Raw genomic sequence first — 16236 nt, 5'->3', positions numbered from 1 at the left:
CGTGGTGCTCTCGCTGCCGCGCTGCGTGACGTGATCACGCGCCACGAGTCGCTGCGGACCGTCTTCCCCGAAGGCGCCGACGGCACCCCGTACCAACACCTCCTGGACGCCGACGACGCGTGCCCGTCGCTGATGGCCGTCCCGGTGGCCGAGGCGGAGTTGTCCGAGGCGGTGGCCACCGAGACGTCGCGCGGTTTTGACCTGACGTCCGAACCGCCTCTGCGTGCCTGCCTGTTCGCGGTGGACGGCGCGGCACACGTCCTGGTCGTGGTGCTGCACCACATCGCTGGCGACGGCTGGTCCCTGGCGCCGCTGGCGCGTGATCTGGCCGATGCGTACGAGGTGCGGGCCGTCGGCGGTGCCCCGGAGTGGTCGCCGCTGCCGGTGCAGTACGCCGACTATGCGCTCTGGCAGCGGGAGCTGCTGGGCGACGAGTCCGACTCCGAGAGCCTGCTGAGCCAGCAGCTCGCCTACTGGAAGTCCCAACTGGACGACCTGCCCGAGCAGTTGGATCTGCCCACGGATCGGAGCAGGCCCACGGTGTCCACGTACCGGGGTGACCTCGTGGAGTTCGCTCTCGATGCGGAGCTGCACGGGCGTCTCGTCGGGTTGGCCCGGGAGTCGGGTGCGAGTGTGTTCATGGTGGTGCAGGCGGCCTTCGCCGCGCTGCTCTCGCGGCTCGGCGCGGGCCCGGACATCCCCATCGGCTCTGCGGTGGCGGGCCGCACCGACGAGGCGCTCGACGACCTGGTCGGCTTCTTCGTCAACACGCTCGTGCTGCGCACCGACCTCTCCGGCGATCCCACCTTCCGTGAACTGCTCGACCGGGTGCGCGAGACCGACCTGGCCGCCTACGCGCACCAGGACGTGCCCTTCGAGCACCTCGTCGAGGTGCTCAACCCCACTCGTTCGACCTCCCGGCACCCGTTGTTCCAGGTCATGCTGACCTTCCAGAACAACGCCCGTGCCGACATGAGGCTGTCCGATCTCACGCTGGAGCAGGAGGGCACGCCCGCCGAGACGGCGAAGTTCGACCTGTCGCTGAGCATGCACGAGGCGGAGGACGCGGACGGCAGGGCGGCCGGGCTCAACGGTGCCTTCGAGTTCGCGGTCGACCTGTTCGACCGGGAGACGGTCGAGGGGATCGCCGAGCGGTTCGGCCGACTGTTGTCGGCCGCGGTGGCGGAGCCTGACCGGCCGGTCGGTGGTCTGGAGATCCTGTCCTCTCAGGAGTACGAGGACCTGCTGACCGGCTGGCAGGGCGATCGCGAGGACGTCGTCGAGCGGACGCTCGTCGACCTCTTCGAGGAGCAGGCCGCACGGACACCGGATGCAACCGCCGTACTCTTCGAGGGAGTTGAGCTCAGCTACGCGCAGCTGAACGCGCGGGCGAACCGTCTGGCCCGGTACCTCATCGGGCGGGGCGCGGGGCCCGAGGACACGGTGGCCCTATTGCTGCCGCGCTCCGCGGACGCCGTCGTGGCGATGCTGGCGGTGCTGAAGTCGGGGGCGGCCTACCTGCCCGTCGACCCGCGGTACCCGGCCGAGCGCATCGCGCACATGCTGACGGACGCCCGGCCCGCGGTTGTCCTCACCGTCGAGGCGGAGCAGGACCGCGTGCCGCCCGCCGCGCTGGTGCTTGAGGACGTGGCGGCGGCGCTCGCTCGTGAGTCCGGGGCAGACACGCCAGGCACGTCAGATACGTCGAATGTGACGGACGCGCACCGGACCCGCCCCCTCCTGCCCGCCCACCCCGCGTACGTCATCTACACCTCGGGTTCCACGGGCCGGCCGAAGGGCGTCACAGTCACCCACGCGGCCGTCGCCGGCCATCTGTGCTGGATGGCCGGGGAGTACCCGCTGAACGGCACGGACCGCGTCCTCGTCCGGACCGCGTTCAGCTTCGACGCGGCCGTGTGGGAGACCTGGCTGCCGCTCGTGACCGGGGCCGCAGGGCACGTCGTGTCCGACGAAGTGGCCACGGACGCAAACCAGTTGGCCGATCACATCAGTGTCCACGGCATCACCGTCGCGCAGGTCGTGCCCTCCCTGCTGTCCGAACTGTGCGCCGCCGCCGTCGCGGCGGGCGGCACGTCCGCGCTGCGGCGACTGTTCGTGGGCGGCGAACCGCTGCCCGCCACCCTGGCGGAGCTCGCCCAGGAGACGTGGCACGTGCCGTGCGTCAACCTGTACGGACCCACCGAGTCCACGGTCCAGGTCGCCCACCACGAGGCGCGGCTCGGCACCCCGGGGGCCGACGGCCGCGGCGACGCGTACCTGCCGGTGGGGCGCCCCGTCCGCAACGTCCGCGCGTACGTCCTCGACGACCGGCTGCGACCGGTGCCCGTGGGCGTACCCGGCGAGCTCTACCTCGCCGGGGACCAGTTGGCGCGCGGATACGCGGGCCGCTCCGGGCTGACGGCCGAGCGGTTCGTGCCCGACCCGTACGGGCTCCCGGGAACCCGCATGTACCGCACCGGCGACCTCATGCGCCGACGGCACGCCGGCGACCTGGAGTTCCTGGGGCGCGTCGACGAGCAGGTCAAGCTGCGGGGCTTCCGCGTCGAACTCGGCGAGGTCGAGGCGGTGTTGACGGCACAGTGGCAGATCGCCCGCGCCGCCGCGCTGGTCCGCGAGGACCGGCCCGGCGACCGGCGTCTGGTCGCGTACGTCGTGCCCGCCGACGGCACCCCGCTCGACCTCGACGAACTGCGAGGCCGCCTCGCCTCCGCGTTGCCGGACTTCATGGTGCCCACCGCCCTGGTGGCCCTGGACGCCTTCCCCCTCACCCCGAACGGCAAGCTCGACCGGCGGGCGCTGCCCGCCGTCGAGGTGCAGGCCGGGACCGGGCGCGCCCCGCGCAACCCCCAGGAAGAGGCCCTGTGCGGCCTGTTCGCTGAGGTCCTCGGCGTGACCGGGGTCGGGATCGACGACGGCTTCTTCGATCTCGGCGGCCACTCACTGCTCGCCATCCGCCTGCTCACCCGCATCAGGACGGTGTTCGGTGTGCGGGTGTCGCTGCGGGCGCTGTTCGAGGCGCCCACGGTCGCGCGGCTCGTCCAGCGGTTCGACGGCGACGACATGGGCGACGGCCTGGCCGTGCTGATGCCGATGCGTGCCGATGGCAGCCGGCCGCCGCTGTTCTGCGTCCACCCCGCGAGCGGCCTGAGCTGGGCCTACGTGGGCATGCTGCAGCACCTCGGTCCCGACCGGCCGGTGTACGGACTGCAGGCGCGCGGCATCGCGGAGGAGCAGCGGCTGCCGGGCTCCCTGGAGGAGATGGCCGCGGACTACGCCGAGCAGATCCGCAAGGTCCAGCCCTCGGGGCCGTACCACCTCCTCGGCTGGTCCTTCGGGGCGCTCGCCGCGTACGCCGTCGCGACGGCGCTCCAAGAGCAGGGCGAGACCGTCGCCTACCTGGGGCTGATGGACGGCTATCCGCGTGACGACGCGTCGGAGGGACCGGATGACCTTGCCAGGACAGAGGGGACGGACGGGCTGGACGAGGTGAGCATCCTTCAGGGCCTCCTGCACGACATGGGCATCGACGACGACCTGCGTGACGACACCCTTCCCCCGCTCACCAAGGCCGCGGAGTTGCTGCGCCGCCAGGGCGGTGCGCTCGCCGGACTCGACGAGAAGACGCTCGCCCGCGTCGCGGCCGTCTGCGCCAACGGCATGCGGGTTTCCGCCCGCTACCGCCCCGCGGTCTTCCGCGGCGACATGGAGTTCTTCACGGCGGCCGAGGGCCGCTCCGACCGGCTCGACGCCCACGCCCTGTGGGGCCCGTACGTGGAGGGACACATCACCGACCACTGCGTGGACTGCACACACCTCGAAATGGTCAGGTCGGGCCCGCTCAAGGAGATCTCCGGCACGGTGGCAGCGAAGCTCGACGAACTCGCCGGAACCACGCGGCCGTCCGCCGGGAACGAGGAGAGCCGGTGACGCCCTCCACTCAGCGGCGGGAGCCGCGCGGCAGCGACGTGCCTGGTGCGTCCGGCACTCAGGACGCGCCCGAAACGACCGCAACTCTCAACACACCCGGCACTCCCACCACACCCATACGTCGCCTCCTCCACTGCTGCCGCCGCTACCCCCGCACCATCGCCCTCACCGCCGCCGCCACTGTCGCCGCAATCGTGGCCGCGGTGGCCGTGCCGCTGGTCTCCCGGGCCATCGTCGACCGGGTGATCCTCGCGGACGAACTCCCGCTGCTGCCCTGTCTGCTGGTGCTCCTGCTGGCCGGCCTCGCGCGCTTCGGCGCCGGCGCCGCCCAGCGCTGTCTGGCGGCGCGGCTGTCCTGCGACGTCCAGCACGACCTGCGGATGCGCACCTTCACCGCGCTCTCCCGCCTGGACGGAGCGGGCCAGGACGCCCTGCAGACGGGACAGGTCGTCAGCCGGTCGATCTACGACCTGTCGATGGCACAGGGGCTGCTCGCGATGCTGCCCACCATCCTCGGCAGCGTCCTGCTGCTCGTGGTGTCCCTCGCCGTCATGCTGGCGCTGTCGCCACTGCTCACCCTGGTCATGCTGCTCGTCCTGCCGCCGCTGCTCTACACGTCCTGGCACAGCAGCAGACACCTGTACCCGGCCACGCTGGAGGCCCGGCAGCGCGAGGCGGCCGTCGCCTCGGTCGTCGACGACGCGGTCGTCGGCGTCCGCGTGGTCAAGGGGTTCGGGCAGGAGGACCGCGAGCTGCGCCGACTCGGTGCCGTCGCGAACGCCCTGTTCACCGCACGACAGCGCGTCGTACGCCTCAACGCGCTCTACGGGTCGACCCTGCAGGCCCTGCCGCTCCTCGGCCAGGTCGGCATCCTGGCCACCGGCGGCTGGATGGCCTCGCGGGGCTCCATCTCCCTCGGCACGTTCGTCGCGTTCTCCACGTACGTGGCCCAGATCGTCTCGCCCCTGCGCGGCCTCGCCACCGTGGTGACGAGCCTCCACCAGGCGCGGGCCAGCGTCGTTCGGATTTTCGAACTGATCGACACCCGCCCCGGCGTCACGGACCGCCCCGACGCGCGACAGCTGCCGCCGGGCCCGCTCGGCATCGAGCTCTCCGATGTGACGTTCGGATACGAGGGAGACGAGGCTCAGCACCGAGGCGACCCAGGCGGTCTAGGCGACCAAGGTCGTCAAGGCGACCGAGGAAACGGGAACGGACACGCGTACCCACGTCCAGTCCTGAACGGGCTCTCCCTCACCGTCCGGCCGGGCGAGACGATCGCCCTGGTCGGGGCGCCCGGCTCCGGCAAGTCCACGGTCTCGCTGCTGCTGCCCCGCTTCTACGACGTGCGGGGCGGAGCCGTACGCGTCGGGGACAGGGACGTGCGGGACCTGGCCCTAGACTCGCTGCGGTCCGCCATCGGCCTGGTCCCGGAGACCAGCTTCCTGTTCTCCGGGACCGTGCGCGACAACATCGCCTACGGCTGCCCCGAGGCCAGCGAGGCCCAGATCACGGCGGCGGCCACGGCGGCCGGTGCCGACGGCTTCATCCGTGAGCTGCCCCAAGGCTACGAGACCACCGTCGGGGAACGCGGCTTCACCCTCTCCGGCGGTCAACGGCAGCGGATCGCGCTGGCCCGCGCCCTGATCACCGACCCCCGCGTCCTCGTCCTCGACGACGCCACCTCGGCCATCGACCCCCGCACCGAGGAGGCGATCCATGGCACGCTCCGGCAGGTCATGCGGGGCCGGACCACCCTGCTCGTCGCCCGGCGTCGCTCCACTCTCCAACTCGCCGACCGCATCGCCCTACTGGAGGACGGCAGGGTTACCGAGACCGGCACGCACGACGACCTCATGGCGCGCTCGGCGGTGTACCGGAACCTGTTCGCGTCCACCGCCGCCGACCCGGACACCGAGGGCGACGAACGCGGCGACGCGGCGGCCCACGCCACGCCCGCGTACGAGGAGTCTTACACGCCCGACACGGACCCAGCCCTCACCGCACGGGCCGCCCCGGAGTCGGACGCCGCTGTCCCACCGCAGCTCGCCGCTCTCGCGCCCACTGCCACCGCGCCCGCCCCGGAAGCGGAGCCCGGCTTCGGCCTGCGCGGACTGCTGCGTCCCTTCCGCCGCGCGCTCGTCCTGGGGGCAGTGTTCGTCCTGCTCGACGCCCTGTTGAGCGTGTTCGTACCACTGCTCATCCGCACGGGAGTCGACGACGGCATCCAACAGGAGGCCTCCAGCGTGGTGGTGGTGACCTCAGTGGCCGCGGTCGCCATCGTGTTCGTCGGTTGGGCGGTCAGCATGGCCCAGATCCGGACGAACGGCCTCCTCGGCGAGCGCCTGCGCTACGTGCTGCGCCTGCGCGGCTTCGCTCATCTGCAGCGCCTCGACCTCGCGTACTACGAACGCGAGCTGTCCGGTCGCATCATGACCCGGATGACCGCCGATGTGGAGTCCGTCGCGGCGTTTGCCCAGACGGGCTTCGCCACGGCGGCTGTCGGCCTGATCTCCACTCTCTCAGTGCTCACCGTGCTGCTCGTCCTCGACTGGCGGCTCGGTCTGGTGGTGTGCGCGGGGCTGCCGGCCCTCGCCGCCGCGACGGCGCTGTTCCGGTGGGCGTCCGCAGGGGCGTACGGCGCCGCCCGCGACACGTCCGGCGCGGTCAACGCGGAGTTGCAGGAGCACGTCGCGGGCCTGCGCATCGCCCAGGCGTTCCGGCAGACCGAGCGCGGCGCCGAGCGGTTCGCTGGCATGAGCGCCGCCTACCGCATGGCCCGGCTGCGCGCCCAGCGGCACGCGACGGGCTACTTCGGCTTCGTGGAGTTGCTGCCGGGCGCGACCGCCGCGTGCGTTCTGGCCTTCGGCGCGGACCGGGCTCGTGACGGCGGCCTTACCATGGGCCTGCTCGTGGTGTTCCTCCTGTACGTGGACGTCCTGTTCTCCTCCGTCCTGCAGCTCTCCCAGGTCTTCGACGGCTACCAGCAGGCATCCGTCGGACTCAGCCGCATCCTGGACCTCTTCGGCACCCCTTCCGCCACGCCCCGCGCCTCACGGCCGCTCCCCGTAGCGCAGTTGAAGGGCGCAATCGACTTCGAAAACGTACGCTTCCGCTACCCGGGCGCGACACGTGACGCAGTGGACGGGGTGCGCCTGAGCATTCCGGCCGGCCGGACGGTGGCTCTGGTCGGAGAGACCGGCGCGGGCAAGTCGACACTCGTGAAACTGGTTGGGCGGTTTTACGACGTCACTGCGGGCGCCGTACGCGTGGACGGGTATGACCTGAGAACGCTGGAACTCGCGGACTACCGGCGCCGCCTCGGCGTCGTTCCGCAGGAGACGCACCTGTCGGGTGGCACGGTTTACGACGCCATCGCGTACGGTCGCCCAGGGGCGGCCGAGAGCGAGGTTGAGGCGGCGGCACGCGCCGTCGGAGCTCACGAGCTACTCTCCCGCCTCCCTGGTGGCTACCGGCACCCTGTGGGGGAGGGCGGCCGCACCCTGTCGGCCGGCCAGCGCCAACTCATAGCCCTCGCCCGCGCCCAGCTGATCTCGCCAGACGTGCTCCTTCTCGACGAAGCCACATCGGTCCTGGACCCGGGGACCGAAGCGGCTGTCTCTGGTGCTGTAGCCCGACTGACCGAAGGTCGCACCTCTCTGATCGTCGCTCACCGACTCACCACCGCCGCCCGGGCGGACCACATAGTCGTCTTGGCGGCTGGCGCCATTGCTGAGGAGGGCACCCACGCCGACCTCCTCGCGCGCAACGGCCCTTACGCTCGTTTGTGGCGCTGTTACGGTCACGATTCAGACTCCTCCGAGAGCGTCGTAGCTGGTGGTCGTGACGGTTGTGGTGTCGGCTGAGCAGGATGCTGTGGCAGCGGACAGGATGGGCGGCGGGACCACAGATCTGATGCCTAAAGGGTGTTGCACAAGGTTGCATTTGGGCAGGTCAGAGTCCGTGCGGGCAGTCTTCTGGTCATGATGTGAGGGCGAGGTTGTGCATGTGGGCGACGGCCTGGACGGTGTGGGGGAGGCCGTCGCCGTGCTGCCGGCAGTCGCGGAGGATCTTGTAGTTCTTCATCCGGCCGATCACGTGCTCCACCCGGGCACGGACCTTGCGGTGGGCGGCGTTGTCCGCTTCCCCGCCCGTCAGCAGGGGGCGGCGGGGACGTTTGCGGTGGGGCACGGCCATGCCGCAGTTGAGGTAGGCGCCGTCGCCCAGGACGGTGACCCCCTGGCAGTACTCGGCCAGGCCGGAGGCCCGCCAGGCATGCGCGTCCGCGGTGGTGCCCGGTACCGGCCGGGCGGCGGCGATCACTAGTCGGGTCTCGGCGTCCACGATGACCTGCACGTTCGCGGAGAAGCGGTAGTTGCGCGAGGAGGAGCCGATGCGCCGGTCGCGGACCGGGAGCAGGGTGCCGTCCACGATCCACAGCCGGTCCGCCGCATCGGCCGGCCGGGATGCCGGCTCCAGCGCGAGCAGCGGGCCGAGCCGTTGGATCACCCGGCACACGGTCGAGGACGAGATTCCGAAGAGCGGGGCGAGCTGCCGCATGGTCAGGTTCGTGCGGTAGTACACGGCCACCACCAGGACCCGCTCGGCCAGCGGAAGGCTCCACGGACGACCCCGGAGCGTGCCGTTCCCGCCCCGGTCACGGACCGCCCTCAGCAGTCGCTCGAACTGCTCCAACCTCAGTCCGGTGAACGTCTCCACCCACAACGCCTCAACTCTCAACACCCCTGCCATACACGGGAGATGCCCAGTTCACAGCCTTGTGCAACGCCCTTCAGGGAAGGGCCGTCGTAGTAGCCGGGCCGGGCAAGCAGCACCGAGCTGAAGTAGTAGCCCTGCTCGTCCTCTGGTTCATCGTCGGCTTCGAAAGGGCGCCAGAAGCTGAGCAACAGGTCTCGCGCGACGAAGGACGCGGGATCGTCGTCGTCGGGTTCGATAGCGGTGTTCTCGGCCATGCGGTTCACGACCTCACGGGCCGGCAGGCCGAAGACGTCGATACCGCGGAAGAGCACGACGTCCGAAGAGGTTGACGGACGTCCCAACTCAACGGATTCCAGACACTCGCGCATGCACCCGATGCTGATCATCAGGCCGCTCGGCCGGAAGATGTGCTGCCCCGCCCGATCGGCCGCGGCGAGCTCGCTCATGTCACGCAGGGACTCCAGCGCGCTGTTCGCGGCCTCGCGCGACATGCCGATCTGCAGAGAACCGATGCCTATCGGTGGGACCAACTCGAAGTTCATGCGCGCATGCTGTCACGGCGAGCCTTCAAGATCTTCCCTCAGGAAGAGCTACACCCATGCGCTTTACCGTCCGGGGGGACACCCCGAAGCGGTCGGCGAGTTCACGGGCCGTCACGGTACGCCGCTCGCGGTGGGGTTCGAGCGTCACAGCGTTCCCCTCATGTAGTCGCGCATTGCTGTGGTCCGCTCATTCCGGCGTGCAGCGCGCGCTGTCCCCGACGCCTTCCCGCCCTTCTTGCCGCGGGCGGACTGGATGGCCACGAAGGTGGCTTTGTACACCGCTGCGCCGTCCTTCCACATGCGCGACCGCGTCGTGATCCACCGGTGGATGCTGTTCGCGATGGCACGTGCCTCGCTGGTCGGCAGCGGCTCCGTGAACTCCGCGTTCCGCCGGTGGACTTCCTCGTGGATGGCGGCGCGCAGGGTGTCGGGGCTGCCGAAGTGGTCGCGGACTTCGCGGTACGCCCAGGTCCGGGCTGTCTCGAAGACCGAGCAGTTTCGGCCCAGACCTGTGATGTTGGTACGGAACCGCTTGGTCTCCCGCCAGCGCGCCGGCGGCATGTGACCGCCCAGCGCCTCCTCCAGCCCTCCGAGCGTGTGGAGGACGCCGTGGAGCCACTCGGTTCTCCAGTCCGTGTGCAGCGGGTTTTTCGTCATTAGCCCCGAGTAGGCCGCGTCCCCGTCCAGGGCCCGTCGCAGTCCCTCGGTAACGGCGGCGTAGGCCAGCGGTTTGCGCCGGGCGTACTCGGTCCGCGTCACCGCCTCCGCAAGTGCCCACACCGCATGCGCATGCCCATTCACCGGGTTCTCCACCACTGCGTTCGGCAGAGGATGCGAGTCCACCGACGACACCGCCCGTAGCACCGCATCGGAGTGGTCCACATCCACGACGAGCAGATTGCTTACCGCCGACGGGTTCACCTCCACGTACCGGCGCGTCATCGCCACCGGGCGCCGCTCCCGCCTGATCCCCTCGTGCAGCCAGTTCGTCGCATACGGCCGCAACGGCAGCCACAACTCGTCCCACTGCACCCCGGGCAACTCCACGTCCATATGCTGATCATCTCCGGCCGATCAAGCGCAAAGTGCCAGACACGCCGAAATCTTTAAAGGGGGTCACGAAGCCAAGTCAGATGGTTCGGTGACAGCAGCTCTCCTTGCAGACCCTGAACCTTGGATACGGCGCGGATCTTTAAAGAGGGACACGAAGCCAAGTCCGATGGTTCCCTGCCCGCGCCGTCCCACCGCTACCACTCCCCCCGCTCCCTCCAGGGAAGTTCAAGTGAGTCACGAAGACCAAGTCAGCTGACTGCTGCTCCCGTGCCCGTCCCACCCAGGAGCCGCCACACCCCGCCTTGCAGGGCGGGGAACTTTAAGGTCGGACAGAAACCAAGTCAGATGGTTCCCTCCCCGGGCTCCTGCACCGGTGGTTCGGGTCTTTGCCCTCACCTCTGATGACGGCACCCGATTCACCTGTTTCGCCCCGGCAACGCCCCCAGGTGCGGGACTGTCGTCCTACCGCTCCGCCAGCGCCGCTCGACGACGAGGACGGGGCCATTGTCAGCGGTCGCAGGAAGGGAGCGAGTGGTGGAAGACGAGACGTGGACCTACGAGCTGTACGGCAAGTCCCACGAAGGGCGGGTTAGCGTCCTCCTGGAGGACGGCGAGACCCCGAAGCCGGTGTACGTCACCTCCATGTCCGGCGGTGACGCACGACGTGTCACGCACTGGGCAGTGTACGACGGCGCGAAGTTCCACGGGCCCAAGGCGGCGGCCCTGCGCGCCACGTGTTCCTGCGGCTGGGAAGGCGAGACGCACACCCTCGACTGGGAGGGGTTCGGGGACAAACCGTTCTACGAGGCAGGCAGCAGCATCGCCGACAAGTGCGAGCTGGAGTGGGATCAGCACACCTCGCAGGTAGGGACGACGACCGCTCCCTTGCCCACAGCCATCACCGAGCGGCTGGAAGAGCTCGAACGAGAAGTGGAGAAGCTGGTCAGGGAGTCTCCGGTAGCCGGGCTGAAAGCCGTCCACGTACTGCAAGTTCGTGCCGCGGCACTGGGACACAATGCTGCCCGCGCCGCGGCTTCGCAGCCCGTGGAGGACGTGGCCGCGGGGCTCGGCATGAACGGCAAGGAAACCAAAGCGCTGATGGCCCGCCTCGGCGGCTGGAGCCTCTACCGCTGACGACGCCTGCCAGCAGGGGCACACCCCGGGGATCCCAGGCCCTACGCGCACGCCAGTGCGATGCCACGACATCCGAGCCCACGGCATCAAACTGCAGTGCGTGTAGACCCTGGGAAGCGCGCCGCCGACTCCGTCCAGGGGAAGTTCCGTTCGGATGGGGACGACCACGAAGCGGCGGGGCCGGACAGGATCTCCATGTCCGGCCCCGCCGCTCGTTCCCGGCCGGTCATCGGCTGAGGCGGATACGGGGCCCCATACATACTCGAGGTCGTCCAGCAGGACGGGCTCCTCTTCCTCGTCCCACCGGCCGCGCAGCGCGAACGGGTTGTTCTCCATGTGCTCCAGGATGACCAGGGTCTCGGGTTGCCCGATCAGCGCGTACCGGCCGTGCGAGGCGGGTGTGTTGCCCGGCCCGTACGCCCGCAGCATCTCGTCCAGACGGGCGCGGTGCTCCACCACGAACGCCTTCAGGCGCTCGATGTCCCCTCGCGTTCCTCGGCGCGCACCGCGCTCCGAGCGGCGTCCAGGAACTCGCCGTCCGGCCAGTGACGCTTCCCCGGCGCGGCCAGGGCCCACGGGAAGCGCTCCGCCGCCGGACGTCCTGAGTGGCGGATCACCCGCGCGGGAGCAGGTAGGCGAGTATTGCGACAAGAGCCGCAACTGTGGTCGCAGCCGCACCAATTGCAGTCCACGAGCGCGTACCTACATTCGCACGCCTCGGCGCTCGCCGCCGTGTTGGTGCAGTCCGTACGCTCAGGTGCCACCAAGCCAGCAGGCACAGACTCGCGAAGAAGAAGAGTGCGGTGATCACCACCACCAACACCACCAGGTGGGGGAGCGACTGGTCGGATGGGAGAGCAAGGCTCCTTGAGTTCATGCACCGAGGGTCACAGGCGATCAACTTGCAGCCATGACCCGGTAGGTTCACCCGAATGCAACACTTAGGGGATGAGTCGCGGTCTCGGCAGGGTGCAGCGGGAGATTCTGGATGACTTGGGTAAGGCAGTGGCCGAACACCCCGCGGGCAGAACGTGGGTGCGACTACAAGACCTGGCGAAGGCCACTCACATAACGCCAGACGGTGAGATCTACACAGATCGCGCCCGATACGAATCCACCCGCCGTGCAGTCAGCCGCTTGCGCGAGCAGCGTTATGTTCAAACAGGTCTCATAAATGGAGCGACGGTCGTCCGCCCTCGCGGAGCTTCCCCGCCCCTGCGGCTGACCGATCAGGAGCAGCAAGACTTCACTCAACGGCTCAAAAATCTAGCGGAGTTGACCAACGTGGAGTTCCGTGAAATGGGGGTCAGGGCTCGTATCACCGTGACGGAGGTTTTCACCGAGCATCTGCTTGTTGGTTTGAATGGACGTCCTATCAGCAAGCTCTCGTATGACCCCCAATCCGAAGAACCCGACGACCCAGACCAGTAGCTTCTCCGGCGTGGCCAGGGCCCACGGGCTGCGCTCCGCCGCCGCCAGGACGTCCGTCACCTCCAACACCACGGCCGGGCGGGTTCTTCCGCTGGCGCTTCCTCCGGGGCCGGGGAGATCTGCCGCTGAAGGTGGGCGAGGAGCAGTGCGCTGGAGGCGGCGAGGCCGCGCCCCGTGGTGGCGGTGGAGTCGGCGATGCGCAGCAGGTAGCTGGCGACGTTACGGACTCCGGCGAACCAGCCGTCCTCGAAGTGCTGCTCGGACCCGTGCGGAGGGCTGCTCTCGGAGATCCAGGTGTGGGCGCCGGCCACCGCCCCGGCCTCCACCTTCGACACGATGTCGTCCGCCTGCTCGTTCGTGAGCCCGGCGGCCGCCAGGGCCTGGAAGACGGTGAACCGCGCGTCGACCGCCTTGTCCTGGTGCTGGCCGATGCGGGCCAGCTCCTGGCCGTACACGTCCGCGTCCTGCTGTCCGGTGCTCATGCCGCCCACTCCAGTCCGAGTTCGGCGAGCGCGGCGAGCTTGTCGGCGGTCAGCCGGTCCCGGCGGCTCTTGCTGTTGGACAGGAATACCCCGAGCTTCACCTCCGACCCGTCCGGCAACGCCTCTACGTGGGCCCTGGGGACCGTCACGGAGCCCTCACGGGCCTTGTACTGCGCCAGGGCCGCCACACCCTTCTCGAAGGCGCTCATGGCCTTCTTGGCGGCCTTCGGGGGCTCCGCCTTCTCCGGGGGCAGCGGCACGACGCCGACCGCCTCCAGGAGCGCGCGCTGCCCGTCCATCAGCCCCTCCCAGACGGTGTGCTGACGCTGCTTCACCAGCCACTTCCCGATGTCCATGCCGTGAACGGTGAAGCCCGGCAGGACCTCGGACTGGTCGTCCTCATCCGACAGGAGCTCCCGCAGCGCGGCGTAGTGCCGCTGCCACTCCGCCGGCCACGCCGGATTCCAGTGCTCGTCCACGGCCTCCAGCGCGCTCTTCCACTCGGGGTGACCCTCCAGCGCGTCTGGTGGAAGGCGAGCGCGATCCTCACCTCCGGTGTCGCCGCCGACGTCATCACCTCCCTCCTCGAGTACGCCCGTGCCGCAGCCGCGGCGATCCGGGCCCGGGCCGCCGCCGTGGTCGACGTCGCCCTGGCGGCCGTCGACGTCGCCGCGACCGTGTTCGTGATGAACGACGGCGGCCGCTTCCACCGCCGCCACCTACTCGCCGAAGCCCGCCGCCACCTCGCCCTCGTCCTGCGCGGCCGCCGCCGCGCCCCCGGCCTGGACGACCAAATCGTGGCCGCCGCCATCTCCACCCACTGCCTGGACATCAGCGAGCCGACGACCGTACGCGGCCTGGAGGCCGGCTACCGCCTCTACACCGCCCGCTGGGCGCTGTCCGACCTCCCCGCCACGCGCCGCCCACTCACCGTGGCCACCGATCCGGACCGGCAGCCCCCGGCCGGTCCCGGCGAGCCGGCTGCACCCCGGCTCCCGGGCTCGGAGGCGGGGGAGTGGGAGATCCCCCGCCTCCCGTTGCAGTACGAGCGGGCCGTCCTCGCCGGTGCGGTGGTGCGGGAGAAGCTGCGCACCGCAACCACCACTGCTGTGCGGGGCCGGGCGTACGACGTCGCCCGGCATCAGCAAGCGGCGATGCCCGAGCAACTGCTTGCGCCAGCGGCCGCCGACCGCGAGCACGACGACCAGGACCGGGACGCCGGACACCATGAGGCGATCGACCTGACGGCGCTGCGAGCTCTGAGGCAATCCCGCACCGACGTAGAAGCCCTCGACCTCACGGCCGACCGACTGCGCCACCTCCAGGACGCGTTCACCAGGGCAGCCGACGACTCCCGCGCCCGCACGGACTCCTACGCCGAAGAGGACGATGCCAACGGAGTGGCTCCGGTGCGCCAAGACGACCACCAGGCGCACCGCCTGCAGGAACCCGGAATGCACTGCGGCCGGGATGCCGGCCACTGAGCGCATCCGATGTCGGTCGTACGATGTAGCAGTGCCCACCCGCGATGTTGAGCATCCACTTCAGAGAGTGGAGTCCACCCGCCGAGAGTGGGAAGCCCATGCAAGATGCCCTCGGCCAGCCGTAGCAGAAGGAATGTCCGCACCCACTCTGCCTGGGTCGACCCGACCAGGGCCGAAGCGCCCCCGTCATGGCCTTTGACCGCGAGAAGGTATTCGAAGGCGGGCTCCATCTCGTAGGAGTCAGTCAGCGTCAGCGGGGCGTAGGGCTGGCCCCAGGCCCAAGACACCGGCCGCATTTCCAGTGCGGATCCCGATGGTCCGCTTAAGCCCATCACACCTCAACTTCCCTCAGACCGTTGCGCGTTGCACCTTTCGCAGCTACAAAGAGCACGCACATTCGTTGGCGAAATAGAGGATGGGACAAAGAGTGAAGACTGGCATGAAGAAACGAGTCGCAGCCGTGATGGGCTCCCTCGCGGTGGTGGTGGGAGCGGGAGTGGGCCTGGCACCAACCGCAAGTGCGTGGGATAGCAACACTCACGTCAACAGTTGCGGCCCTCTCCGCACCGAGAACTGCGGGCACGGTGGCGTCGGTGACAACAACCGGCGGGTCTTCGCCTACGACCAGCGGTCCGATGGCGCTGGCTTCCGGACTCTCTACGTGCTGGTCGACGGAACGCAGGGTCAGGTGGCAGACCCCGACGGTAACGGAGGCAACTCCGGCCAGCTTTGGACACCCGCGGCCGTCAAGTCTTACCAAGTGTGCTCTATCCAGGCGGAAAGCGCTGTCTGGTGGCGTTGCAGCAGTTGGATCAACGTCCTTTAGGCGACCCACGCCACGCGGAAGCACCCAGGCCCAGGACAGGCTTGGGGCTGGGGAAGCGGTGGGAGTACCTGTTACGGCAGGGGCATTTCGGAGCGCAACTAGCACCAGGGGCGTGGTGTTCACCAACGATGTTCGGTATGCGCCTCCGCGAGTGGACGCGACCGGCCGTGAGTGGAGCACACCGCGTCGGAGTGCACGACACCGTGGGGACGATGTTGCGCATCCATCCAGTGAGTACTCGCCGTGGTTCCCCTTGGCCAGGGCCTGTGTCAAGGGGAACCACGCCGCACCGAGCGCGCTCAATGCAGACAGGGATGGACGTCGGTGCACACCGGAACTACGCGGTGAGGGTGCCCCCTTTCCAAGCGCCGCCACGGGCAGGGTGACAGCCGTCATCGCGCTGTTGCCGGGTGCGAAGGGGCTGCCTCCCGTTCTTGTGAACATCGACTTCGTGCCTCGGCTGGTGCCTTCCGAGTGTGACGAGCGGACTTCACGACGCGTGAACAAAGCCACCCAACTCACGGGACACTGGGGCCTCGCACACACGGAAGGGGACGCCAGTGGATCCTGCGGTTCGAGCGACGTGGCACGCCTGGTGTCGGCGTACACATGAACGC

10 protein-coding genes are annotated in these 16236 nt (G+C 69.5%); 5 read left to right on the top strand and 5 right to left on the bottom strand.

Translation table 11 applies throughout. The features are described from left to right. Together ACIO3O_RS42060 and ACIO3O_RS42055 are read left to right on the top strand one after the other, a co-directional pair. The coding region (locus tag ACIO3O_RS42060) for an amino acid adenylation domain-containing protein (RefSeq protein ID WP_401756104.1) at positions 1–3948 on the top strand (3948 nt) is incomplete at its 5' end. Continuing rightward, on the top strand, positions 3945–7814 hold the full coding sequence (locus ACIO3O_RS42055) for an ABC transporter ATP-binding protein (RefSeq protein WP_401756102.1): 3870 nt from the start codon (positions 3945–3947) through the stop codon (positions 7812–7814). The genes ACIO3O_RS42060 and ACIO3O_RS42055, both read left to right, overlap by 4 nt. A 115-nt stretch (positions 7815–7929) precedes the next feature. Here ACIO3O_RS42055 and ACIO3O_RS42050 read toward each other — a convergent pair whose 3' ends face one another. From ACIO3O_RS42050 to ACIO3O_RS42040, 3 genes are all read right to left on the bottom strand, one after another. Then, entirely contained in the window at positions 7930–8700 is a 771-nt protein-coding gene (locus ACIO3O_RS42050; protein ID WP_401756099.1) for a transposase family protein, read from the bottom strand. Continuing rightward, the gene (locus ACIO3O_RS42045; protein WP_401756096.1) at positions 8685–9209 is read right to left on the bottom strand and encodes a hypothetical protein; all 525 of its coding nucleotides are present in this window, start codon (positions 9207–9209) and stop codon (positions 8685–8687) included. The genes ACIO3O_RS42050 and ACIO3O_RS42045 overlap by 16 nt, the downstream gene beginning before the upstream one ends. Before the next feature lie 144 nt (positions 9210–9353). Continuing rightward, positions 9354–10262, bottom strand: coding sequence for a replication initiation protein (locus ACIO3O_RS42040; protein WP_401756093.1), 909 nt, complete (start codon positions 10260–10262; stop codon positions 9354–9356). Between the two features lie 534 nt (positions 10263–10796). Between ACIO3O_RS42040 and ACIO3O_RS42035 the strand changes: the two genes are divergently transcribed. After that, a complete protein-coding gene (locus ACIO3O_RS42035; RefSeq protein WP_401756090.1) occupies positions 10797–11396 on the top strand; it encodes a hypothetical protein in 600 nt (199 codons plus the stop codon). Positions 11397–12344: 948 nt separating this feature from the next. Next, complete coding sequence (locus ACIO3O_RS42030) at positions 12345–12827, top strand: hypothetical protein (protein WP_401756088.1); 483 nt, start codon at positions 12345–12347, stop codon at positions 12825–12827. A gap of 56 nt (positions 12828–12883) precedes the next feature. Here the strand turns inward: ACIO3O_RS42030 and ACIO3O_RS42025 are convergent, their stop codons facing one another. Together ACIO3O_RS42025 and ACIO3O_RS42020 are read right to left on the bottom strand one after the other, a co-directional pair. Continuing rightward, entirely contained in the window at positions 12884–13309 is a 426-nt protein-coding gene (locus ACIO3O_RS42025; RefSeq protein ID WP_401756085.1) for a hypothetical protein, read from the bottom strand. Next, positions 13306–13788: a helicase associated domain-containing protein gene (locus tag ACIO3O_RS42020; RefSeq protein ID WP_401756082.1), complete on the bottom strand. Its 483-nt coding sequence runs from the start codon at positions 13786–13788 to the stop codon at positions 13306–13308. Before ACIO3O_RS42020 ends, ACIO3O_RS42025 begins: the two co-directional genes overlap by 4 nt. A 27-nt stretch (positions 13789–13815) precedes the next feature. Here ACIO3O_RS42020 and ACIO3O_RS42015 point away from each other — a divergent pair, with 27 nt between their 5' ends. Further along, entirely contained in the window at positions 13816–14793 is a 978-nt protein-coding gene (locus tag ACIO3O_RS42015) for a hypothetical protein (protein ID WP_401756081.1), read from the top strand. The last annotated feature ends 1443 nt before the right edge of the window (positions 14794–16236 follow it).

It is taken from the genome of Streptomyces sp. NPDC087440 (assembly GCF_044744005.1).
In the GTDB taxonomy this organism is placed as follows: Bacteria; Actinomycetota; Actinomycetes; order Streptomycetales; family Streptomycetaceae; genus Streptomyces.
The sequence above is the reverse complement of the archived record's forward strand: the minus strand, read 5'-3'. Positions and strand labels throughout refer to the sequence as shown.

Excerpts from the sequence above, each read along its gene's own strand:
- ACIO3O_RS42050 (WP_401756099.1), bottom strand. The coding sequence starts at position 8,700 with ATGGCAGGGGTGTTGAGAGTTGAGGCGTTGTGGGTGGAGACGTTCACC.
- ACIO3O_RS42045 (WP_401756096.1), bottom strand. The coding sequence starts at position 9,209 with ATGAACTTCGAGTTGGTCCCACCGATAGGCATCGGTTCTCTGCAGATC.
- ACIO3O_RS42040 (WP_401756093.1), bottom strand. The coding sequence starts at position 10,262 with ATGGACGTGGAGTTGCCCGGGGTGCAGTGGGACGAGTTGTGGCTGCCG.
- ACIO3O_RS42030 (WP_401756088.1), top strand. The coding sequence starts at position 12,345 with ATGAGTCGCGGTCTCGGCAGGGTGCAGCGGGAGATTCTGGATGACTTG.
- ACIO3O_RS42025 (WP_401756085.1), bottom strand. The coding sequence starts at position 13,309 with ATGAGCACCGGACAGCAGGACGCGGACGTGTACGGCCAGGAGCTGGCC.